Here is a 23,653-nt window from a genome sequence, read left to right as displayed (position 1 = left end):
GCGATCACGATTAACATCATGATTGCAAAAGAGATTCCATGGGCCCCGCCCACCCGTCCGGCGTGAGGGCTGACAGTTGCCTTTCGCGGGGATGACGGTAGAGGGGGTGTGGCGCAGGCGGGTGGGGGTGGTGTCGGACATGAGCGGTGGGGTCTGCGGGAACGGTCGACGCTGTCCGCCGGCCCGCTGCGGTTCGACGTTGCCGTCCTCGCGGCCGGTCCCCGCTTTGTCGGCGGTCTTCGCAGGGCGGCAAACCTGGATCCCCGCCTTCGCGGGGATGACGGTAGAGGGGGTGTGGCGCAGGTGGGTGGGGGTGGTGTCGGACAGATCCTCGGCAGGGTCCGTACCCCCGGGGAGGCCGGGGCCGATGGGGAGGCTTGGATGATGGCCGGCTGGATCTTCGCGGTGTTCGGCCTGCTGTTCGTGGGCGTGGGCGGTTTTGCGTTGGTGATGATGATGCGCGGCAAGCTGAACGCCACCGCGGCGGCGCCGGTGCGGCGCGAGGTGGTGCCGGATGGCGAGGTGCTTCATCTGCCGCTGGCGGCGGGGTTTGCCGGGATCAAAGGGCTGCCCTGGATCAGCTGGGCCAGCAGCGATATCCGGCCGCGACTGGTGCTGCATCCGGATGTGGTGGAATACGGCGTGGTGCGCAGCCATCGCCTTCCCTATGCGGCGGTGTCGCGGGTGGATGTCCGACGCACAGCCGGGACCTGTAATTTTGTGCTCGAATTCCACGGAAGGTTGTCGAGTTTCGCCGGCAATCTGGTCGATCCGGGCAAGGCGCTGCTGGCGGTGCAGGTGCTGGCGGAACGGGGGTGTCCGCTCTCGCCCCGCGCTCAACGGCTGCTGAACGAGGCGGAGGGCGGCTGTCAATGACCGGGGCTGAGGCAAAGCTGCGGCAGGATCGTGTGAAAGCCGGGGCGGCGCGCGCCGCCGGTTCAGACCCGCGGATGGCGATGATAGGCTCGGCCAGCCGAAGCCGGAGATGGAGACCGATGAGGGAGCCGGAATGATGGAAGGTGGTCTCGGAAGCCTGGGAGGGGCGCCGATATCCTCGGCGCCGATCCAGGACGGCCGGCTGCTGGTGCTGGACACGAGCCTTGGCCGCGACGTCTTCCTGCTGGAAAAGCTGGAAGGGTTCGAGGCGCTGTCCACCCTGTTCCGCTTCGAGCTGCGCGTGCGGGCGACCCGCGAGGATGTGGCGCCCGACGAGCTGATCGGCCGGCCGGTGGGGTTCTCGCTGGAACTGCCGGCGGGATCGGCCGGCGGCGACCGGCGCCATTGGTGCGGCATCGTGACCGAGCTTTCCGCCGACGAGGCGGTCGCCCGCGGACGGCGCGCCTATACGCTGGTCGTGCGGCCCTGGACCTGGCTGCTGACCCAGACATCGGACTGCCGGATCTTCCAGGACATGACCAGCCTGGAGATCATGCGCCGGATCTTTACCGAGAACGGCTTTCAGGATTTCGATTTCGGCGGCGTGATCAACACCCCGCCCAAGCGCGATTATTGCGTCCAGTATCGCGAGACCGATTTCGACTTCGTCGCCCGGCTGATGGAAGAGGACGGGCTGTTCTGGACCTTCCGCCATCGCGAAGACGCCCATCTGCTGGTGGTGGCCGACGGCGTGCACGCCTATCAGCCGGCGCCGGACGAGGTGCTGCGTTTCGCCCCCACCGATGTCGACCTGAACGGGGTGATCCGCTGGGACCGGCATTTCCGCTTCGTGACCGGCGCGGTCGCCCGGTCGGATTATGATTACGAGGCGCCGGAGGTGGATCTTGCCGGCCGGGCCGGATCGGTCGCCGGGCTGACGACCAACGGATCTTACGAGATCTATGACTGGCATGGCCGGCATCTGACGCCGGAAAGCGGCAGGCGCGGGGCCGCGCGCTGGATGGCGGCGATCGAAAGCGATGTCGACCATGTCGAGGCGCTGGCGACCAATCGCTGCCTGGCGCCGGGCGACATGTTCACCCTGACCGGCCACCCGTCCGACATCGAGAACGGCAGCCCCCATGTGGTGACGGCGGTGTCGCACCGCGCCAGCGCCGAGGGGTATGAAGTCGGCACCGCCGGAGATGCGCCGCGCTATGCGGCGGAATTCCGCGCCATCCCGGCCGCCACCCGCTATGTGACGCCCGAGACCACGCCGCGCCCCACCATCGACGGCGTCCAGACCGCAACCGTGGTCGGACCCGCGGGCGAAGAGATCCACACCGACCGTTATGGCCGGATCAAGGTCCGCTTCCCCTGGGACCGCTATGCCACCGGCGACGACCGGTCGTCCTGCTGGATCCGGGTGATGCAGCCCTGGGGCGGGCGGGGCATGGGGGTGCAGACCATTCCGCGCATCGGGATGGAGGTGATGGTCGCCTTCATCGAGGGCGACCCCGACCGGCCGCTGGTGGTCGGCACCGTGCCCAATGCCGAGACCATGCCGCCCCTGACCCTGCCTGCGACCAGGACCCGGACCTCGTTCAAATCCACCACCAGCCCCGGCGGCGGCGGCTTCAACGAGCTGAGCTTCGAAGATCTGGCGGGGGCGGAGGAGCTTTTGTTCCGCGCCCAGCGCGACCATGCCCGCATGGCCGGCCGCAACCGCATGATCAACACCGCCAATGTCTCGACCGAGGACACCAACACGCTCTGGGGCAGTGCGGTCGGCAACAGCGAGGTGGTGAAGACCCGCGCCAATGTGCTGATCCAGCATGTGATGAGCCGGATCATCCTGGATGGCGAGCGGGTGCGGTTCGAACATACCAACGGCCACTTCTTCGACCTGTCGGCCGAAGGCATCAGCTTTTCGTCGACCAACAAGCTGCTTCAGATGCGCAACACCGACAATTTCATCTTCGTCAACAAAGACGGGGTGGTGCGCAAGGGCAAGGTGCTGCTGGATGAGGATGCCGGCGGCACATCCTCGGTGACGATTTCCGCCGACGGCGTCGGCAGCAACGGCCCGGTGGTGATGCTGAATTGCGGCCCCGCCTATGGCGACTATGTCCAGAACCAGCCCGCCACCCCCGGAACCGAGGGCGACCGCGAGGCCTGGAAGGCCGAAGGCGACGCCTGGGCCGGCACGCGTGACGGCGACGGCGGCACGGCCCGGGTGATGGGCGGTGAGGGATCGATCACCGCCGATGACGGCCGGGTGGAGGCCGAGTTCAAGGGCGGCGGGGCCTTCCTGGATGGCGATCTGGAAGGCGAATACGGCAGCGTCGGCGGCAAGCTGAACGTGCTGGGTGCCGAGGGCAAGGGCCATGCCGGCGTCGGCTATGGTGCCGGCGCCTATGGCGAGGCCCGGGCCAGCATGATCGACGCCAATGTCCGCGGTGCGCTGGGCGATCTTGAGACCGGCGGCGTCGGCGGCCAGGCGGAATACCGCCAGATGGCGGCCTCGGCCAAGGGCGAGATCCTGCTGGGCGATGACGGCCGCCGCGCCGGCCTGGCGCTGGGCGGCATGGCCAGCGCCTCGGCGCTGGAAGGCGGGTTGCAGGGCGATGTCACCATCCCGATCGGCTGGCTGCCCTGGGTGCCCGACGACTATACGATCAATCTTCAGGGCCGCCTGACCGGCGCCGCCGGCACCGTTGCCGCCTCGGCGGGCGGGTTCGGCTATTACGATTACGGCGGCGACGGTCGCGTCCATGGCGGCGCCTATGCCAAGCTGGGTGCGATTCTGGGGGCGGGCGTGCGGCTGAAGGGCAGCATCGGCCCCTCGGGTGGGGGAGAGTAGCGGTCATGAGCAGGAGAGACGAGATGCAGCTGATGACCGAGCCCCTGACCCCGCGCGAGGAGATCGCCCGGGCCTGGAGCCGCGTCGCCTATGAAGACGACCGCCGGCCCGAGACCGGGTTTTCGGTGCTGGTGCCCCATGGCTGGGACACCCACCCGCCGGCGAGGCCAGCGGGGGCGGCCGGGGCGGCGGACGAGGGGCTGGTGCCGTTGGCCGTCTGGTCGGACCCCGGCGAGGATGCGCGGGTGGAGGTGTCGGTGCAGCGGCTGGCCCGCGAGCTGGCGCCGGCCGACTGGATGGTCGAATGGCTGAAGGCCAATGATTTCGAGGTGCTGGCGGCGCGGCGGATCGCCTCGCCCGCGGGCGCGCTCGGCGATGTGCTGGCGGTGAAGCGTGCGGCACCCGATGCCCGGATCTACCGGCTGCGCAGCTACAAATCCGGGCCGCTGCTGTTCCTGGTCGCGGCTTCGGTCGCCCGCCATCGTTTCGAGGCGCTTGAAGAGACCCTGTTCATCGGCACCGAAGGCTTCCGCCTGACCGGCGCGGCATCGCCCGTGCCGGCCGAACCGCTGCGCGAGGTGACGTTGACCGCCCCGGCGCCCGCCCGCTTCGTGATCCCGGCGATCTGGGTGCAGCAGCGCGATGAACAGCTGCGCGACGGCCAGGCCTGGCGCTTCGCCAACCCGGCGACCGAGGACCACATGGTCGGGCTGATCTATGTGGCGACCATCCCCCATGACGGCGCCGCCAGCCATGACGAGCTGGCGGACCGGCTGACCACCTCTTTCGCCCGGGATCAGGGGCTTGAGATCGCGGAGCCGGACCTCCGCCGGGTGAGCGACCCCGCGGCGCCGGCCGATGTCCGCGAGGCCCGGCTCACCGCCCGCCGGGCCGATGGCGAGCGGGTGCGGCTGGAACTGGTTATCGCCCGCGATCCCACCCGCTGGTCGGTCTTCGCCCTGCTGGGCAACCGCCCCGACCCCGACCCGCTGCTGGTGGACGCGATCAACCGCCGCGCCTTCGAGATCGTGATCGCCAGCTTCACCGATCGGGTGGCGGCGGCATGAGGCAGGCGCTGTTCCCCCTGGCGGTGACGGTCCTTTTGCTGACGGCATCCGGGGCCGGCGCGGCCGAGCGGCTGATGACCGAACCCGTCACCCCGCGGCCTGAGATCGCCGCCGGCCACAGCCGGGTGCCCTATGGCGATGCCCGGCGTCCGGGGACGAATTTTTCGGTGCTGATCCCCCATGGCTGGACCACCCATGCCCTGCCGCCCCGGGCGGAGGGGACCGAGGGGCTGGCGGTGCTGGCCGCGTGGTCGGCGCCCGATGGCGATGTGCGGCTGGAGGTGGCGGTGCAGCGCATGCGGCGTGAACTGGCGCCGGCCGACTGGATGGTGGAATGGCTGAAGGCTGATGACTGGCAGGTGCTGGATGCCCGCCGCCTGCCGGGTGCGGCCGGGGCCCAGGGCGATGTTCTGGCCGAACGCGCGGGCCGGGTGCACCGGCTGCGCAGCTACAAATCCGGCGATCTGATGTTTCTGGCGGATGCCTCGGTGTCGCGCGACGGCTTTGCGGCGGCCGAGGAAACGCTGTTCATCGCCACCGAAGGTTTCCGCCTGGAAGGGCTGATCGGCGGCCCCTATGCCGAGCCGATGCGCGAGGCCGCCTGGGACGGGCCGATCCCCGCCTGGCTGCTGGTGCCGGCCGCCTGGAAGATGGCGGCGGACGATCGCCTGCCCCGCGCGGCCGGGCGGCAGTTCACCGCCACTGATGCCGGCGGCCGGGCGGGGGGGCTGATCTATGTCGGCACGCTGGCGCCCGAGGCGGCGGCGGATCATGCGGCGCTGGCGGCGGCGGTGGCCGAGACCCTGCGCACCCGGCAGGACCTGACCTTCGACACCCCGACCCTCGACCGGGCAAGCGCGCCGGGTGCGACGGCCGAGGTGCAGACCGGCAGCACCACCGCGGTCAACCCGGCCGGCGTGCCGGTGCGGGTGGAGATGACCATCGTGCGCGAACCGCGCGGCTGGGTGGTCTTCGCCCTGGCCGGCACGCGCCCCGACCCCGACCCCTATCTGATCGACGCCGCCAACCGGCGGGTGTTCGAGATCGTGCGGGGGAGTTTCGGTGGGGGGTGAGGATGACGGACGGCGTCGTCCGCCGGGCGGCGACAAAGGTGGATCCCCGCCTTCGCGGGGATGACGGTGTTTAGTGTGTAGCGACACGATCGACGGCGGTGTCGGACAGTGGCGGGATGGCGGGGTGGGGGCAGCGTCGACCGTTCCCGCAGAACCCAACGCCCATGTCCGGCGCCACCCTCACCCGCCTGCGCACCCCCCCCTCCACCGTCATCCCCGCGCAGGCGGGGATCCACCTTCCCTGTTCCTTGACCACCATCTTCCCTGACCACCATCACGGACGACAGATCATGGCAGATCCGACCCTGAGCGAAGAGGTGACCAGCGACGAAGACCTGATGTCGGGGATGATCCCGGTGGGTGTGGGGGCCGGGTCGGTGGTGCGGATTCCGATACCCGGGACCAACGGGCTGGCGGTGGCGCTGGACACGCGCGATCCGCGCTTCCGCGGCCGGTCGACCTCCACCCTGTTTTTCCAGGACGTCACCGGCAAGCGGGTGCTGCGGCTGGATTACGGCCCCAATCCGCGCAGCGGTACCATCGGCTATCACTGGAACCAGCGCGGCACCCATGACAGCTTCCGGATCAGCGACCATGCGCCGGCCGGCCGCGGCGGGGCCGCGCTCTATCAGGGGGCGCGGGCCTATCGTTATGCCGGGCGGGTGTTTCTGATCGCCGGTGTCGCGATCGATGCCTGGTCGATCGTCGTCGCCGACCGGCCGATCCGGCGCACGGTGCAGGTCGTCTCCGGCTGGACCGGCGCCTGGCTGGGCTGCCGGGGTGTCGGCCAGTTGGGCGCTGCCGCCGGCACCTTCGTGGAACCCGGGCTGGGTACGGGGGTGGGCGCGCTGGGCGGCTGCATCGTCGGGGGCATCGGCGGTTATGCGCTGGGCGAGGCGGTGTCCGGCGAGGTTTACGACTGGGCGGCGGATACCTTCTTCACGCCACTGCCTGAGACCAGCTTGCCTGCGGCGGCCGGCGGAGCGCAGCCGTGACCACGCCCGGCAACCGTCTGATCGCCGATCCGGTCCGGCCCGATGGCCGGAGCATGCGGGTGGCGTTTTCGACCGAACCGCCGCCGGTGGATGCCCAGCCGACGCCGGAACTTGCGGCCTGGCTGACAGAGGCAGTGACCGGCGGATACTGGCAGGTGGTCTGGATCGATCATGACCCTCCGCCGGGCCTGATTGCGCGCCTGAAACGCCGGATCACCCGGGCGGTGGCCTTTCGGGTGACGGATGAGGCCGCAGAGCTGGCCGTAGAGGCGTTCGGCGGGGTCTGGGGTATGCAGCAACAGGTATTGATCCTGGTGCCGGCGGCCGAGCCGATACCGGATCACAACACCCTGACGGCGACGGCCGATCTGCTTTTCGAAACCGAACTTCTGGCCTGGCGCCCGCCCGGCCGGCCCGAGATCGCACAACCGGCGCCCGCGCTCAGTGCCCCGATCGAGGCGGTGGTGCTGCCGCTGACCGATGGCGACGGCTTCCTGCTGGTCGCCCGCGACACTGCCAGCTTCGACCGGCTGCATGAGCGGTTCCGGCGGGTGGCGGCGGAGCATGGGATCGGGTGGGAGGTGGGGGGCCTGTAAGGGCCGGGTGGTCAAGGTAGCAGATAGCCGGCTTCCTTCTGGTGTCGGAAAGCCAGCACATAAGCAGCATCGGGCGCCTTGGCCGCCAGAAAGGCCTGGCGGCGCTGGATGCCGCGAACGGCATTTCTGGTGACGATTACCTGTGGCACCGCGGTGCCGGCGTCTCGCCGTCGGTGCCCCAGCTGTTCAGCCAATCGCTGACGTCCTGGCCAGTCAGGTGCAGGCCGTCCGTCTGATACGCGGCCCAGGACGCTTCGGCCTCCCGTCGGAAGCCGTCGCGGGCTTCCTCGCGTTCGACATATTGCCGGACCGCTTCAACCGTGACGGCATCGACGGAGCGACGGCGGCGGCCCGCCACCTCGTGGAGGCGCCGTTCGAGGTCGTCATCAATCTTGAGAGAGGTCGACATGACACTCACCTTCCGGAACGATCCATTGATAATTCAGGCCCCTGTGGGACGGGAATCCAGCCTCTTCGCCTGTTGCCGACGGTCCCGGCGCCGTGGATGAACAGGCGGATGCCTTTCGGCTGCGCCGCGGCGGATGGGGCGCGTGAACGGATGGAGATCGCCCAGTGGAAATACTATGATACTGATATTATTATTGAAAATGCCGACAAGAATTGGAGTGCATATCCCGTTATGCAAATGGGCAGGACCCGACGGAAACCGTGCTTTTCGGAGGTCTCTTGACAAGGGCTTGGAAGGAGGGGAGTTTGAAGGCATGACCAATCGCTCCGGTCATGGAAACCTTCAACATTTCCGTTCCTCATGCAGCAGACGTGTTTGAAGGCATGACCAATCGCTCCGGTCATGGAAACGGCGCAACAGCCGGATCTTAACTACGGTAGGTTTGAAGGCATGACCAATCGCTCCGGTCATGGAAACGCGGCGTCGGCCTTATTGGCCAGATAGAAGGGTTTGAAGACATGACCAATCGCTCCGGTCATGGAAACCCCCAGGCCGTGGCGAACATCAGTTCGCCCTCGTTTGAAGGCATGACCATTTGCCCCGGTCATGGAAACCCCGCAACCTGGTCCCCACAGGCGGGGATGGCAGAGGAGGGGGTGGGGATGTCGTTCGGGTGCCTTGGCCGGACGGGCGGCAGCGTGTTCACGGCGGCGTCTGCGGTCGCACCCAGTGGTTGAAACTGTCTGTCAGCTGCAACCCCGCCCGTTCCAGCATGCGGCGTGAGGCGGTGTTGCCGGCGTCGGCCCAGGCGGTGATCGCCTGGCGGCCATGGGTCCAGGCGTGGGTGATCATCTCGCGGCAGACCAGGTCGGCGGCGCCGGAGCCCCAATGCCGGCGCAGGCAGGCGCATTCGCTGCCGAGCAGGCCGTCATGGCCGGCGGTGAACAGCAGATAGGCGGCGAGATCACCGTTCCGGCTGGCGAGGATCAGGCCACTGCCCGAGGGGCTGAGGGCGGCGCGGATCACCCGGCCGGTCAGGCCGGCGCCGTCGCCGCGGGCGCCGAAACAGCTGTTGTGGATATGGGCGACCCGGTCGAACAGATCGGCGCTGGCCTCCGCCTCGGCCAGGGTGATCAGCCGTGTGGCATAGCCGCGCGCCAGGGCCCGGTCGGCATGGGGCACCTCTGCCGCACGAAGCGGGGCCGGATCGCGGCGATAGCGCACCCGGCCGGCGCGTTCTTCGAAGCCCCGGGCGCGGAGCAGGGCCGTGGGCTCGGTTCGGCCGGGGAGCGGGGTGTAGCAGTATGCGCAGGCGCCCCGGTCCGGCGCACCGGCGTCTCGTGTCAGGGCCTGGTCCAGGCAGGCGGCCAGCGCCTCGGGGTCGTCGGCCGGGCACCAGATCAGCAGGTTGACGAGGCCGCGGCCGTCGGGGCGGCGGGTGCGGATATGGGTCAGCACCGCGCGCAGCCGGCCGTCCAGATGCCAGAATTCGTCGGGCACCGGATCCTGCGTCCGGGTGTTGCGGATGACCAGACGTTCGGCGGCGCCCGGCTCGGCGGCCATCCGGCGCGTCTCGGGGTCGGCATGGGCGGCGAGGAAGGCGGCAAGCATGGCGGCGGTGTCGGCGGTCAGCGGGGTGAAGGTTCCACGGGGGAAGGTTCCACAGGGGTAAACCGCCATCGGCGTCGTGATCCTGGGGCTGCTGCAGGGAAGGGCTGATCGTGAGTATATGATCGCCACGCCCTGCCAACCACGAGATGGATACCGGGATGTGATGGCCGTTGACCTGGACTGGTCCGCTTTGGCCGCTGCGGCGGCCAGCCTCGACGAGCGCCTGTCGGGCGGTTTCGCGCCCGTCGATGCCCCGGACGCGGCGGCGCGGGCCGCGGCGGCGCTGGATCTTTGGGTCGAGGCGGCAACCGCCGGCGACCGGGCGCGGTTCGACCGCATGCTGACCCGCCGGGGGCTGACGCGCGACGCGGTGCTGCCGCTGCTGGGACCGGTGCGTCTGAAAGCGGGGTGCGCGCTGCCCGGCTGGACCCGCCATGCCCGGACGCTGCTGGCGGCGCTGATCGCAGGAGAGGATGGCGGCCGGTCCTGCCCGGCGGCGGCCTGGGACGAGATTCCCTTCGCCGGGCTGCTCTGGCCGGCGGTGGTCGAGGCGCGCCGGGCCCGGGGCGCGCCGCCCGTGGGGCTGATCACCGAGGCGGCGCTGGCGGCGCTGGACATCGCGCTGCTGCGGGCCCTCGGCGAGGTGACCGGACAGAGCCTGTTCGAGAGTTTCGATTTCTACCGCCGGGCCGGCGGCGGTCCGGCAGAGGCGACACCCGAGAGCGTGCCCGAGGGGTGCGGGCTGGTGGCGGGTTTTGCCGCCGCCCTGCGCGAGGGGCCGCTGCTGAACCTGATCGCCGCCCGGCCGGTGATGCTGCGCCTGGCGGCGACGATCCGCGGCCAGTGGATCGCTGCGACCGGCGATTTCCTGGCGCAGCTGGCGGCGGATCGGGGCCGGCTCGACCGGCTTATCGGCCGCGGCGCCGGGCGGGTGGCCGCGATCGCGACCGGGCTGTCGGACCCGCATGAGGGCGGGCGGCGGGTGATGGTGCTGACCTTCGAAAACGGCGCCCGCCTGGTGTGGAAGCCGCGGCCGCTCGCCGCCGAGGCGGCCTGGCATGATCTGGTGCAATGGTGTGCGGCCAATGGCGCGCCGGTGGCGCTTGGGGCCGCCCCGGTGCTGGACTGCGGCAGCCATGGCTGGATGGGCTTCGTGCCCCAGGCGCCTGCCTTGACCGCGGCCGGGGCGCCGGATTTCTGGCGCCGGGCGGGCGGGCTGCTGGCGGTGATGCATGTGTTGCGCGGCAGCGACCTGCATCACGAGAATGTTCACGTCGTCGATGGCGTGCCGGTGCCGGTGGATCTGGAGGCGATGCTCCAGCCCGATCTGGCCCTGGTGCCGGCGGCCGCGGCCGCGCTCTGCGCCGACCAGGCGGCCCGGCGGCGGCTGGAAGGCTCGGTGCTGGCGGTGGGGCTGCTGCCGCGCGAACAGCGGCTGGCCGGGCGGCCGGTGCGGATGGGCGCGCTGGCGCCGGTGGGCGAAGAGACCCTGCGGCTGCCCGGCTGGACGGCGGTCAACCGCGACGCCATGGCCTTCGGGATGCAGACCGTCACCCGGCCGACCGCCGGCATCCCGATCACCATCGACGGCCGGCCGGCGATGCCGGGGGCCGGGGCAGCGGATCTGGTTGCGGGCTATCGCGCGATGATCGGCTTTCTGGCCGCACATCGCGGGGCGCTGCTGGCCGCAGAGGGGCCGCTTGCCGGTTTCGCCGCCGCCCGCATCCGCCATGTGCTGCGGCCGACCAGCTATTACGAGCAGCTGCGCCAGGCGGCGCGCCATCCCGGTGCCCAGACCGACGGCATCGCCTGGAGCCGCCATTTCGAACGCCCGATCCGGACGGCCCGCTGGGACCTGGGCGATGGGCCGGGCGAGGATGCCGGCTGGGGGTTGCTCGCCCCCGAACGCGCGGCGCTGGCCCGCGACGACGTGCCGGTCTTCACCGGCCCCGGCGCCACCGACGGCTGTTTCGCCGAGGGCAGAGAGGTGGCAAAGGGCCTGCTGGAGCCGGCGGTGCTGCCACGCCTGGCCGCCCGGCTGGACCGGATCTGCGCCGAGCTGGACATGCATACCGGCCTGATCCGCCAGGCGATGACCGGGGCCGATCTGCCGGTGCTGCCGCCGCCCAGGCCCTGGGCGGTGCCGGCCGGCGGTTTCGACCCGGCGGCGGCCCGGCGGATGGTCGATGCCATCGCGGCCCGGCTGGCGGAAGATGCCATCCGCACCGACGGGGCGGCGGCCTGGATCGGCACCCGGCTGTCGACCGACGGCCAGGCGCTGGACGCGGCCGTTCTGGGCGATGATCTTTACGACGGCCGCATCGGCATCGCTCTGTTCCTGGCGGGGGCGGCGGCGGCGACGGATGAGGCGGGCCGACATCGCGAGCTGGAGGCCCGGGCGCTGAAGGCATTGGCGCTGGAAGCCCTGGCACCGCTCCGCCACCGGCTGGCGGCGGGGCTGCCCGAAGCGGCCGACGGCCTGCAGGGCATCGGCGGTTTCGACGGCTGGGGCGGGGTGGTCTATGGGCTGACCCGCATCGCCGGCCTGCTGGACCGGCCGGATCTGCTGGAGGATGCCCGCCGCGCGGCGGCCCGGATCACGCCCCAGGCCATCGCCGCCGACCGGGTGTTCGACCTGATCGGCGGTGCGGCCGGGGCGATCTGCGGGTTGCTGGCGCTTTATCGGGTGACCGGTGACGATGCGGTGCTGGCCCGGGCGGTCGCCTGTGGCCGCCATATCCCGGCCGATGGCCGCGCGGGCTGGCCGGGGGTGGCGGGCCGCGCGCTTGCCGGCCAGTCCCATGGCGCGGCCGGCATCGTCCAGGCCCTGGCGGCGCTGGCCGCGGCGACGGGGGCGGCGGGCTTCGCCGAAACCGCGCGTCAGGGGATCGCCTTCGAAAACCGGCTGTTCGATGCCGGGCGGGGCAACTGGCCCGATCTGCGCCGCCCGGACCGGATCACCTTTCCGGTGCAATGGTGCCATGGCGCCACCGGCATCGGCTTCGGGCGGCTCTCTGTTCCGGGCCTGCCGGACGACGGCGCGGCGGCGCGGGATCTGGACCATGCCATTGCCTGCACCTGCGACACGGCCGATGGCGGGCGCGACAATCTGTGCTGCGGCCAGGCCGGGCGGCTGTCGCTGCTGATCCAGGCGGCGCGGGCGCGGGGGGATGACGCGCTGATGCGGCTGGCCGACCGGCGGCTGGCGGCCTGGCTGGCGCGCGCCGCCACGCCCGACGGCTTCATCCTGGCCGGCGCCGGCCCGCATCTTCGCCCCGGGCTGATGCAGGGGCTGGCGGGGGTGGGGCAGGTGCTGCTGGAACGGCTGTCGCCGCAGGTGATCCGCCCGATTCTGGCCCTGGCCTGACCTGGGGCCGACCGGGCGAGGATATGGCGCCATCGGCCGGCATGGTTCATGCCCCGGCCGCCACATACTTTTCCCAGAGATGATGTTCGCCGGTCAATGTCATGCCGGCGCGCTCCATCGCGCGGCGCGAGGCGGCGTTGGTGACGTCGGCACAGGCCACGACGTCCAGCCCGCGCGGCGCCGAGACCCGTTCGGCCATCAGCCGGCACATGGCATCGATGGCGCCGCTTCGCCAATGGGCGCGGGCCAGACAGGCTTCGATCACCAGGATGCCGCCCTCCATCTGCTGGAACAGAATATGGCCGGCGATCTCGCCGCCCCGCCGGGCGACGATCAGCCCGCTTCCCGGCTGTGACAGACGGCCCTGAACCACATCCGCCGTCCAGTCGGCAACCGAGCCGCGCGCGCCGAGGGTATGGTTGTGGATGGCGGCCACCCGGTCCGCCACCGCCCGGTCCGGTGGCTGTGCCGGATCGTCGAACAGCGCAAGCCCATAGCCGGCGCCGAGCGCCTGGTCCGCCAGAACGAATTCCCCCGGCCGGGGCGCGCCGGCCGGGCGGCGGTATTCGCAAAGCCCGGGAATGCGGGTGAAGCCCCGGGCGGCGAGCCGCGCGGCCGGGGTGGGCTGGTGGGTCTGCTCGGTGATCCGGTAGAGCCGCGCCACCGGGGCGATCGGGTCTTCCCGGTCCAGAAACGCCTCAAGACAGGCTTCCGCCGCCGCAAGCCCGCCGCCGGCGGTCAGGATCTGCGCCGAGACGACGACGCAGCCGTCATGGCGCGGCGCGCGCACCAGGGTGAGCGCCGCTGTCGGCGCACCCGCATCGCCCTGCAGCCAGGCCTCGGCGCCGTGGCGGTCCAGAAACAGGGCGCGGAGATCGGTGGTCGCCAGATAGTCCCGCACATCCGGGGCCGCCCTGGCCATCAGGAAAGCGGCGAAGGCCGGCAGCGTGGTGTCGTCGACGCGGGTCAGGGCCGTCATCCCGTGATCCTCCGGCAGGGTGAGAGGCCCAGCATGACGACCCGGCCGGCGGCAGGCCAGAGGCTGGTAAACCGTCGTCGCCCGGCAGCCACGCGGCCGCTGCATCCGGCCCGGCCCCGATCGAAGATGCGCGCTGTGCAGGCGGGCAGATTTCTGCGCCCGCGCCCCTTTGTCGAACCCGGGAGGAATGATGATGCAGACCACCACCGACATGATGGCCGCCTGGCGCCAGACCGGCGGCGCCCCGTCCGCCGCCGGCCGCCAGATCGACGCGACATGCATTGATGTCGATGCATCGGTCTCCGCCGCGGCAGTGACCTTCCGCGTGCCCGGCTGCGTGGCGGAGGATTGCATCGATGTCGATGCATCTGTCTCCGCTGCCGCGATCAGCTGGCATGGCGGCGTGTGCCACCCTGCGGGTGCTGCCTGACCGCATCGCCCGCCGGCCCGACGACGGCACCGGCCGTCTGTCGGGCCGCTGCCCCGATTGCGCCGTCGCCGCCCGCCTGCCAGGATCGGGATCCACCCCATCCGGAGGGCCGGCATCCATGACCGAGGCGCGCAAGACGAAGCTGAAGGCGTTGCGTGAGACCATCCAGGCCGCCATTGCCGAGGGCGGTGAGAACAGCGCCGCAGAAGCCCGCCGCGCCATCGCGCTGGCGGTTGCCGCCGAATGCCATCAATTGCGCATAAACTGACATTCTGCCAGGATCTGAGGCCAATTCTCCGGAGGGTCAGCTCCCATGAACGTGTCGATCGGTGCGCGCTGGGAAAGTTTCGTCGACAGCGTGGTCGAGGAAGGCCGCTATGCCTCGGCCAGTGAGGTGGTGCGCGAAGGCCTGCGCCTGGTGGAAGAGCGCGAGGCCAGGCTGAAGGCGTTGCGCAAAACCATCCAGGCGGCAATTGCCGATGGCGACGGTGTCGGCGAAGACGAGATGGATCGCCTGCTGGATGCCGAACAGGAGCGGTTGCGCGCTGAGGGGTATTGACCGCGACCTGATGGGCCGTCGCCGGGCTGGCCGACGGGCCACCGGTCTGATGATCCGTGCGGCCGCAGCCCTGACGGCGCTGGTGCTGACGGCCGGCGCCGCCGGGGCGGCCGGGACGGTGCGGCCGGAGATCTGGCCGGTGCCGGCGCGGGCGCTGGCGGCCGATCCGGCGCTGGAGGCGCGGATCGATGCCCTTCTGGGCCGGATGACGCTGGAGGAAAAGGTCGGCCAGACGATCATGGCCGATGTGGCGGAGGTGACCCCCGCCGATCTGGCGCGCTGGCCGCTGGGGGCGCTGTTCGCCGGAGGCAATTCCTCCCCCGGCGGGACCGGGCTGGTGCCGCGCGAGCGCTGGCTGGCGGCGGCGGATGCCTATCATGCGGCATCGCTGGCACGCAGCGGCATTCCGGTGATCTGGGGCACCGATGCGGTGCACGGCCACAACCGGCTGATCGGCGCCACGGTCTTTCCGCACAACATCGCGCTGGGGGCCGCAGGCGACCCTGATCTGGTGCGCCGGGTGGGCCGCGCGATCGCGGCCGAGGTGGCGGCGACCGGCCTGGACCAGAGCTTCGGCCCGACGCTGGCGGTGGGCCGCGATGCCCGCTGGGGGCGCGCCTATGAAAGCTTCGGCAGCGACCCCGCTTTGGTCGCGCGGCTGGCGGGAGCGGCGGTCGAAGGGCTGCAGGGGCCGGTGGGAGCCGATTTCCTGAAAGATGGCCGGGTGATCGCCACCGCCAAGCATTTCATCGGCGATGGCGGTACCACCAAAGGCATTGATCGCGGCGATACGCAACTGCCTGAAGTTGTACTGCGCGACCTTCACGGCGCCGGCTATCCGCCGGCCCTGGCCGCCGGGGTGCAGACGGTGATGGCCTCGTTTTCATCGTGGAACGGCGCCGCGCTGCATGGCCATCACGGGCTGCTGACCCGGGTGCTGAAGGATCGGATGGGTTTCGACGGCATCCTGCTGGGCGATTGGGACGGCCATGCCGCGCTGCCGGGCTGCACCCCGGGCAGCTGCCCCGCGGCGATGACCGCCGGGCTCGACATGTTCATGGCCGCGACCGACTGGCGGGGGTTGTTTCAGGATACGGTCCAGCGGGTGCAGGCGGGCGAGATCGCCATGGCACGGCTGGACGACGCGGTGCGGCGGATCCTGCGGGTCAAGCTGCGCTCTGGGCTGTTCGAGAAGCCCGCGCCGTCGGAACGCGCCGCCGGCCTGCCAGAACCGGGGGCCGCAGCCCATCGCGCCCTGGCGCGCGAGGCGGTGCGCCGCAGCCTGGTGCTGCTGAAGAATGCCGGCGATCTGCTGCCCCTGCCCGCCGATATCCGCGTGGGCGTGACGGGGCCGGGCGCCGATGATATCGGCATGCAATCCGGCGGCTGGACGCTGGACTGGCAGGGCGGCACCGGCCGCAACGCCCTGTTTCCCGGCGCGACCTCGATCTTCGGCGGGATCGCGCAGGCCGTGACCCGCGCCGGCGGCAGCGCCGAACTGGCGCCCGACGGCCGGTTCGCCACCCGCCCGGATGTGGTGATCGCCGTCTTCGGCGAAACCCCCTATGCCGAGATGGCCGGCGACCGCCCGGATCTGGATTTCGGCCGCAGCGACGGCGGCCGGGCGCAGGCGATGCTCAGGGATCTGAAGGCGCAGGGCCTGCCGGTGGTCAGCGTGTTCCTGTCGGGCCGCCCCCTGTTCACCGGGCCGGAACTGTCGGCGTCCGACGCCTTCGTCGCCGCCTGGCTGCCCGGCAGCGAGGGGGCGGGCATTGCCGACCTGCTGTTTCGCACATCCGCCGGTACGATAGCGCATCGTTTCACCGGCCGCCTGCCGATGGCCTGGCCGGCCAGGCCCTGAGCCGCGAAACCCAGGCCCGCCGCCAGAAATCAATCTGGTTCCCCGGCCGCATTGTTGTTTATGTCTCAATAGTTTGTACACGATAACTTATGCGCGGTAGGAGGGTGCCATACGCAGCGAGATTCGTTGAAAACTGGTGATGGCCGGTTTCGTCGGCGGCAACGGCTCTCGCCATTCGACCGTGAATCGCGTGCATTCGTGACGATATAATAGAATACCTGGATATGTGACTCAACGACACGGGTTTTCAAAGTGTCCGTTTCAGGCGATCATTCTCCAACCTACTCATGGTCTGGGGCGAAGGCTGCCGATGGCTAATCATTTCGTAATCGGTATCGGGGGTACCGGCGGTCGGGTTATCCGATCGTTACGTAAGCGAATCTTCCAGGATTTCGGCGGCCACCGGATCCCGGATATCGGCCTGGAGTACCTGTATGTCGACTCCAGCGACGAGATGATGAGCCTGGACGACAGGAGCTGGGAGGTGCTGGGCACCAATGTCCAGCTGCCGCCGGCCAGTCAGTTGAGGATCGGGCAGCAGGAGCTGCAGGCCCGCCTGAGCAATATTCAGAACTATCCCGGGCTTCAGCCGTGGATCGGCGAGCGCAGGGTGTGGCAGCTGGTTCCGGCCAATGTGGTCAATGCCGGCGCCGGCGGCCAGCGCCGGCGGCTGGGGCGGTTTCTGTTCGCCTGCAATGGTGAAGCTTTCCGCGAGCAGGTCAGGCATCTGACCCGCGAGCTGACCCAGCGCCACCAGCAGACCGGGGTGACCTATCACGTGGTCTGCGGCCTGGCCGGCGGCACCGGCGGTGGTGCCATCGTCGACGTGATCGCCCAGCTGATCGCCAATTCGGCCAGCAACCACGACCGGGTGATCGTCTATGCGATTCTTCCGGATGCCAACCCGCCCGCCAACTGGGACAGCGGTTCCTATCATGCCAACGGCTATGCCGCGCTGATGGAACTGAACGCGATGATGCTGGGCCAGTACCAGCCCTATGACGTTTGCGGATCCGGCCGCCGGATCAATTGCCGGGACGCCCGTTTCAAGGGCGTCTATGTCGTCACCAACGAGAACGAGCAGGGCCGGACGATCAATGTCCAGCATGAACTGCCCGTGATCGTGTCGGACTACCTGTTCGACAAGATCACGACGGTGGGCGAATCGCCGGTCGAATCGCTGGAAAATCACGGGGCCAATCCCGAAACCATTCCCGGAAGCGACGTGCCCGCGCGGGCGCGGAATTTCTATGCCTTCGGCATCAAGCGCGTGGCGGTGCCCGAGGAAGAGATCACCGAATATCTCAGCTATCGCTTTGCCCTGAGCGCCCTGAACCAGCTGGTCTACAACAACTGGAGCGACACGGCCGGCTATCGCAACGAAGCGCGGGCGCTGAATTACGACCAGATCGTGCGCGACCCCGACAATCAGGCCCGCTGGCGGATCACCGGCGATCATTTCGCCGGCGTGGCCCCCGTGCTGGCACAGGATTTCGAAGCCAGGCGCACCCGCCACTGGCAGGATACCATCCCCGGCGAATGGCAGCAGTTCAGCGCCCGGGTGGCGCCGGTCGTGGCCGAGCTGGACCATGCCGAAACCTTCGACGAACTTCGGACGCAGTTCGAGGCCCAATACCGCCTGGGATATCGCCGCGAGGGTGTGGGGGGCTATTACGAGGTTCGCGGCAACGGCCGGATGGAAACGGCGCGTCTGCTGGTCCGGGATTTCGAGCGCGAGATGCTGGGCAACTGGCACAGCGGTTTGTATTCGCTGACCGAGATCCTGACGATCGTCCAGCGCCTGCGGGACGATATCGACGAGCGGTTGTCGCGCAGTGACGGCCTGATTGCGCAGATCCGCGGCGATGTCGCCGATGCCGAGGCGTCCTGTGTGGCCGAGCTGACGGCCTGGGGCCGGCTGGGGCTGATCGGCCGGCGGCTGCAGTGGCGGGGCATCTTCGAGCGCTACACCCAAAGCTGCATCGATCTTTACACCGCCCGGACCGAGCTGGAGGCGACGCGGTATGCGCAGGATCTGATGCGGCAGACCATCAACGAACTGAACGCGCTGGAAGGCAGCCTGCGCCGCGTCCGGACCCGGTTCGACGACGAGATGGAGCAGCTGGGCAAGGAAATTGCCGCCCGTCTGAACGATCCGCAGGCCGGCGACCTGAAGAACATCTTCGTGAAGTTCTACGAGCCCGAGCCGGTGAAGGAGGTCGTGAGACGGCTGTGCATCAACCAGGCCACCATGAATGTGCTGGCGCAGGCGGTGCGGGAAGCCCTTCTGGGCGTCGAGCGCCTGGGCGAAGATCCGCGGCTGGAACGTCTGAACGAGGCACTGTCCCACGGCGCCCTGTCGGGTGTGGTGCGCCAGGTGGCCGCCAGCCAGGCCAAGGCCGCCCACGACCTGAACGTGTCACTGGATCGTGACCGGATCCTGAACGTCTCGCTGATCCGGCGGCTGCGCGACCGGTTCGGCAACAGAGGAGAGGAGAGGCTGACCCGGTTCTGTGTCGATCTGGTCAATGCCGCCGGGGTGTTCGCCCCCTTCAGCCTGGTGGAACGCGGCAAGGTGGGCCGGAATGCCGGCGCCGAGGATGGGGAGAGGATGGTGACCAGCACCATCATCGTCAACCGACCGGCAGAGCCCGATCACGCCGAATTCCTGGCCCGACTGGATGCGGCGTTCCGCGCGGCAAGCACCAGCGTGCTGCCGCCGGATTCCTACAGCGCCCGGCCGCACGAATTGTCGATCGTGTCGTTCATCGGCAATTTCCCCGTGCGGCATCTGGCGATTCTGCCGCTGCTGCGCGATCGCTATCGGGACCGGCTGAGGGCACAGGGCGATCTGGGCCGGCTGGAGCTGCATACCGAAGATGCGGCGGCGGACCTGCCCGATCTGTTCATCGGGGGTGCGGGCGGCTTGAACAGCCTGCCCTGGCTGATCACCGCCTGGCAGCTGGGCGTGTTGAGAGAGATCACCAATGGCCGCGGCGTCAGGGAGGTGGTGGCGGAGACCACCCGTGACGACGGCCTGCCCAATGACGACATCGTGCTGGGCCGCAACCGCTTTACCGCCCACGAGCTGATCCGCCCCCGTGAACTGGTGCAGCTGCGCAATCACTGCCAGCGGCTGCTGGCCCGGGACTATCGCCATGTCGATGCGCGGCAGGAGCTGCGCAACGGCGTGCTGACCTGGCTGGAAGAGCTTGAAGCCGCCGAACCCGACGGCCGGCGCAGCGACGCCTATATCCTTCACCGCGCCGCGGCGACGGAGATCTTCGACCGGATCCTGACGGTGGAGTGACGCATGGCGCGGGATCCGATGAAGTGGGTGAGGTGTACCAACAAGGTTCCATTGCCTTCGGGGGCCCCATGCCCGAGGCAGTTATCAAAGAAGTGGTTCCAGATCCGCGCCGACAGTGATTTCTGCCCCGACTGTGGCGAGCGCCTGATCACGGCATCCCAGAAGAACGGCCCGCTGCAGATGTTTCTGAAGGGGGCCGGCCTGATTTATGCCGTGGGAGTGGCGATCGCCGCAGCGGCGATCGGCGGCGGGGTGCTGCTGTGGCGTGGGGATCTGGGGCAGCTGTGCCTGTTCGATTGCGGGCCGCCGCCCCTGACCTGCAAGACTCCCCTGGAAGACCGTGGCGTCGCCATCGCCGCCCTGGCGAAGAGGCCGGATCTGGACGCTGCGGACGCCCGCCGCACCGCGCTTCTGCTCAGGGACGAGTGCCGCGATCCGGGATCGGCGATGCACTTGCTGTGGATCGCGGCCAGACATGGCGACACGGCGGCGGTGCTGGACGTCGCCCAGACCTATGATCCGACCCGGACCGGGAGCAGCGGCGTGCCCAAAGCCGAGCCGGCCTATCTCTGGTATCGCTGCGCCCTGAACTATCCCGAGCAGGCCGCCGCGGCTGCCCGAGGGTTGGCCAATCTCAAGGCATGGGTGACCGCGCATATGAACGATCCGGAAGGCAGGAGTGCGGTCATGACGCAGGCTGCGGCCTATGACCTGCTGGAAGGATGGAAGGACACGCCCGTCCCGCCCGATGCGTGCATATCTGCCCATGACCAGGCCGATCGAGGGGAGTGACCGGCGCATGACGATGATCCGTTCGGCCCCCGCGGCCGCGCCGGTGCGCCATCTGGCCCTGGTCCATCTGGCTCTGGCTCATCTGGCCCTGGCCCTGTTCGTGATCGCCCTGCTGTCGCCCGAGATCGCCCGGGCACAGTCTGCGACGGCGGGCGGGCCACTGACCGAGATTGAAGGCTCGGATTTCTATCAGCGGGTGCTGTCCCTGCCCGGTGCCGAACTGCATCGCAGCCCGGATACCGCGACGGCCACCGGCCGCCGGCCGCCGGTGTTCTCGGTCTATTACGTCTATGGGCACAGCCAGGTCCGCGGGCAGAACTGGGTAGAGGTGGCGGACAATATCTATGGTGACGGACGGGCCTGGCTGCCGGCGGAGCTGACCGTGCCCTGGTCGACCATGGTGGTGATGGAATACGCCCCGGTCGGCCAGCGGGGCCCGTTGCTGTTCTTCGAAGAGCCCGAAGCGGTGAACGCGGTGCTGAGGGCCCGTGACAGGGAGAGGATCGTAAACAATCTGATCGAGGCCGCGCGCCAGGGGCGTGGCGAAGACGGCGTTCTGTCCTTCGAGGAAACCGGCGGGGTTGTGGGTGGCGCCCGGGCCACCGAGGCGGGCTATCTGATGCCGGTGCTGAGCTTCCAGCGCAGCAGAAAACTCGGCGTCCAGCTGTTGGAGATCGCCAGCCTGAACCGTGACGCCGGCCCCCCACCGCCGCCGCCCTCGGTGAAAACCTGCGACGGAACCCTTATACCGACGACGGACGAAAGGGCGGCGCTTCGCCATATCCGGACCGGCATCGTGTTCGTGGTCGACACCACCATCTCGATGGGCCCCTATATCGAGCGGCTGAGAGAAGCGGTGCAGATCGCCCATGACGAGCTGAAGGCGGCCGGCCTTCTTGACCGGACCAGTTTCGGCCTGATCGCCTATCGCAACGATATGAGCCGCGAGCCGCAGAAATCGCAGCTGGAATATGTCACCAGGGTGTTCCAGCCGTTGACATGCGGCGCAGAGCCGGGCCGCCTGCTGGATCGGATGGGGGCCGTGAAGCCGGCGCGCGTATCCACCCGCAGCTTCAGCGAGGACGCCATCGCCGGCCTTTACGAGGCGCTGGGTGGGCAGAGTGCCGATCTCGGACCCGCGGAGCGGATGGTCTGGGAGGATGCCGACGCCCGGTTCATCTTCCTGATAACCGATGCCGGCGCCCTGCCGGCGGGCGATCCGCAGTCGAAGTATCCGGGCGTCGATCTGGCCGCCATCCACGCCGATGCCACCGGGAAGGATGTGACCATCTTTCCGATCCACCTGATCTCGAAAGAGGCCCAGGCCCGGAACAATGTCGGGCCTGCAACCGAGCAGTACCGTCTTCTCGCCATGGATCAGGGGCAGACGAACAACTACAAATCCGTCGCGGCCGACGATGTCGAGATGTACGACAAGATCATTCGAGAGGCCATCGGCGAGGTCATCACGACCGTGAAAAAGTGGGAGAGGGGAGAAAAGCTGACGCAGCTTTCCGTGCCGCTGAACCCCGATCCCGAGACCCAGCCGATCGGCGATCTGATCGTCAACAAGATGTTCAATGTTCAGCAGCGCTTCCTGGGGCGGGTTCAGGGGGGCAGGGCTCCGCAATTCTTCGAGGCCTGGGCGGCAGACCAGGATCTGGCCAAACCCGACCGGATGGCCTTAAGGGCATCGGTCTTTCTGACCCGCAACCAGTTGAGCGCGCTGGGACAGCGCCTGGAAGCCGTTCTTCGGGACGCGAAGGCCGCATATACCGACCAGCGGACCGCTTTCCAGGACATGCAGAGCGTGACTGCCATAACCGCCGTGGACCCCAACCTGGATACGCGATCGATCGACAGCCAGGACAAGCTGCAGGCGTTCCTGGAACGGCTGCCCTATAAGACCCGGCTGCTGACAATGAGGCCGAAAGACTGGCGGACTCTGGGGGCGTTGCGACAGCTGACGCTCATCGGCGACATCGAATACAAGCTGAACGCCTATAGGGAGCTGAGCGCGTCGGACTGCTGGATCGACATGACGCCGCGCATCCCCGGCCAGACATCCAGGCGGGGCGACCCAGGGCTGGAGGTCTGCGCCGTCAGCCTGGAGCGGTTGCCCTGATGTCGGCCGCGCCGGTGTTCCACCTGCAGGGTGTGGTTGCAGAGCGTCGCTCGGGCCGGGCGGTGTTCGAGGTGGAGGTCGGTGAGATGTCGCTGGCCCCGGGAGAGGTGGTGGCGGTGACCGGCGCCAGCGGTTGCGGCAAGAGCACGCTGCTCGACATCCTGGCCTTCATCCTGCCGCCGCTGAGGGTGGAGACGGGCTTCGTGTTCAGGCCGCGCGTCGGTCAGCCGGTCGATGTCGCCGCCCTGGCCCGTCGCCGGGGGCTGGACCGGTTGACCGCCCTGCGCCGGCGCCATGTCGGATATGTGCCGCAGGTGGGCGGCCTGCTGCCCTATCTTGACGTGCGCCGCAATGTGATGCTGAGCCCGGCCCTGCTGGGCCAGCGGCGCGTGGCCGAGGTTCTGGCCCTGATCGACCGGTTGGGCATCACCCCGCAGCTGGACAAGTGCCCGGCCGACCTGTCGGTGGGGGAACGCCAGCGCGTGGCGATCGCCCGGGCACTGGCCCATGGCCCGGATGTGGTGATCGCCGCCGAGCCGACGGCGGCGCTGGACCCCGAGAATGCCGATCTGGTGTTGAGCCTGTTCGTCGACGAGGCGCGCCGCAACGGCGTGACCGCGATTATCGCCACCCATGACTGGGATCGCGTGGACCGGTTGGGGCTGCGGCGCATTCCACATGCCATGGTCCCCACCGAACGGGAGGGGGTGGTGCGCGCCCGGTTCGGAACATGATGGCGG

General features: G+C 69.3%; 18 protein-coding genes. 15 read left to right on the top strand and 3 right to left on the bottom strand.

The window, feature by feature from the left end:
• The first annotated feature begins 381 nt into the window (after positions 1-381).
• From CMO28_RS25345 to CMO28_RS25320, 6 genes are all read left to right on the top strand, one after another.
• A complete protein-coding gene (locus CMO28_RS25345; RefSeq protein ID WP_296718915.1) occupies positions 382-876 on the top strand; it encodes a hypothetical protein in 495 nt (164 codons plus the stop codon).
• Between the two features lie 133 nt (positions 877-1,009).
• Positions 1,010-3,739, top strand: a complete 2,730-nt coding sequence (locus CMO28_RS25340) for a type VI secretion system Vgr family protein (protein WP_296718912.1) — start codon at positions 1,010-1,012, stop codon at positions 3,737-3,739.
• A 5-nt stretch (positions 3,740-3,744) separates the two neighbouring features.
• A complete protein-coding gene (locus CMO28_RS25335) occupies positions 3,745-4,806 on the top strand; it encodes a hypothetical protein (RefSeq protein ID WP_296718909.1) in 1,062 nt (353 codons plus the stop codon).
• Positions 4,803-5,879 (top strand): hypothetical protein, encoded by a 1,077-nt coding sequence (locus tag CMO28_RS25330; RefSeq protein ID WP_296718906.1) that lies wholly within the window; start codon positions 4,803-4,805, stop codon positions 5,877-5,879. The genes CMO28_RS25335 and CMO28_RS25330 overlap by 4 nt, the downstream gene beginning before the upstream one ends.
• A 290-nt stretch (positions 5,880-6,169) precedes the next feature.
• A complete protein-coding gene (locus tag CMO28_RS25325; protein ID WP_296718902.1) occupies positions 6,170-6,874 on the top strand; it encodes a hypothetical protein in 705 nt (234 codons plus the stop codon).
• Entirely contained in the window at positions 6,871-7,470 is a 600-nt protein-coding gene (locus CMO28_RS25320) for a hypothetical protein (protein WP_296718898.1), read from the top strand. The genes CMO28_RS25325 and CMO28_RS25320 overlap by 4 nt, the downstream gene beginning before the upstream one ends.
• Positions 7,471-7,606: 136 nt before the next feature.
• Here CMO28_RS25320 and CMO28_RS25315 read toward each other — a convergent pair whose 3' ends face one another.
• Together CMO28_RS25315 and CMO28_RS25310 are read right to left on the bottom strand one after the other, a co-directional pair.
• Positions 7,607-7,879 carry a CopG family ribbon-helix-helix protein gene (locus CMO28_RS25315; RefSeq protein ID WP_296718895.1) on the bottom strand — a complete coding sequence of 91 codons (273 nt, stop codon included), beginning with the start codon at positions 7,877-7,879 and terminating at the stop codon, positions 7,607-7,609.
• Positions 7,880-8,581: 702 nt separating this feature from the next.
• Complete coding sequence (locus CMO28_RS25310) at positions 8,582-9,559, bottom strand: GNAT family N-acetyltransferase (protein WP_296718892.1); 978 nt, start codon at positions 9,557-9,559, stop codon at positions 8,582-8,584.
• Between the two features lie 94 nt (positions 9,560-9,653).
• On the opposite strand from CMO28_RS25310, the gene lanM reads away from it, so the two are divergent.
• Positions 9,654-12,857: a type 2 lanthipeptide synthetase LanM gene (lanM, locus tag CMO28_RS25305; RefSeq protein WP_296718888.1), complete on the top strand. Its 3,204-nt coding sequence runs from the start codon at positions 9,654-9,656 to the stop codon at positions 12,855-12,857.
• 46 nt (positions 12,858-12,903) lie between these two features.
• Here lanM and CMO28_RS25300 read toward each other — a convergent pair whose 3' ends face one another.
• Positions 12,904-13,836 (bottom strand): GNAT family N-acetyltransferase, encoded by a 933-nt coding sequence (locus tag CMO28_RS25300; protein ID WP_296718886.1) that lies wholly within the window; start codon positions 13,834-13,836, stop codon positions 12,904-12,906.
• Positions 13,837-14,023: 187 nt separating this feature from the next.
• Here CMO28_RS25300 and CMO28_RS25295 point away from each other — a divergent pair, with 187 nt between their 5' ends.
• From CMO28_RS25295 to CMO28_RS25260, 8 genes are all read left to right on the top strand, one after another.
• The gene (locus tag CMO28_RS25295) at positions 14,024-14,266 is read left to right on the top strand and encodes a hypothetical protein (RefSeq protein ID WP_296718883.1); all 243 of its coding nucleotides are present in this window, start codon (positions 14,024-14,026) and stop codon (positions 14,264-14,266) included.
• Between the two features lie 118 nt (positions 14,267-14,384).
• Positions 14,385-14,534, top strand: a complete 150-nt coding sequence (locus tag CMO28_RS25290; RefSeq protein WP_296718879.1) for a hypothetical protein — start codon at positions 14,385-14,387, stop codon at positions 14,532-14,534.
• Between the two features lie 45 nt (positions 14,535-14,579).
• Positions 14,580-14,825, top strand: a complete 246-nt coding sequence (locus CMO28_RS25285) for a type II toxin-antitoxin system ParD family antitoxin (RefSeq protein WP_296718875.1) — start codon at positions 14,580-14,582, stop codon at positions 14,823-14,825.
• Positions 14,826-14,874: 49 nt separating this feature from the next.
• Complete coding sequence (locus CMO28_RS25280; RefSeq protein ID WP_296718871.1) at positions 14,875-16,686, top strand: glycoside hydrolase family 3 protein; 1,812 nt, start codon at positions 14,875-14,877, stop codon at positions 16,684-16,686.
• Between the two features lie 310 nt (positions 16,687-16,996).
• A complete protein-coding gene (locus CMO28_RS25275; RefSeq protein WP_296718868.1) occupies positions 16,997-19,996 on the top strand; it encodes a tubulin-like doman-containing protein in 3,000 nt (999 codons plus the stop codon).
• Between the two features lie 3 nt (positions 19,997-19,999).
• On the top strand, positions 20,000-20,788 hold the full coding sequence (locus CMO28_RS25270; protein ID WP_296718863.1) for a hypothetical protein: 789 nt from the start codon (positions 20,000-20,002) through the stop codon (positions 20,786-20,788).
• 7 nt (positions 20,789-20,795) lie between these two features.
• Entirely contained in the window at positions 20,796-22,913 is a 2,118-nt protein-coding gene (locus tag CMO28_RS25265) for a vWA domain-containing protein (RefSeq protein ID WP_296718859.1), read from the top strand.
• Positions 22,913-23,647: an ABC transporter ATP-binding protein gene (locus CMO28_RS25260; protein WP_296718855.1), complete on the top strand. Its 735-nt coding sequence runs from the start codon at positions 22,913-22,915 to the stop codon at positions 23,645-23,647. Before CMO28_RS25265 ends, CMO28_RS25260 begins: the two co-directional genes overlap by 1 nt.
• Positions 23,648-23,653 lie beyond the last annotated feature (6 nt).

Origin of the sequence: Tistrella sp. (genome assembly GCF_002684955.1) — a bacterium.
GTDB classification, from domain to species: domain Bacteria; phylum Pseudomonadota; class Alphaproteobacteria; order Tistrellales; family Tistrellaceae; genus Tistrella; species Tistrella mobilis.
The sequence above is the reverse complement of the archived record's forward strand: the minus strand, read 5'-3'. Positions and strand labels throughout refer to the sequence as shown.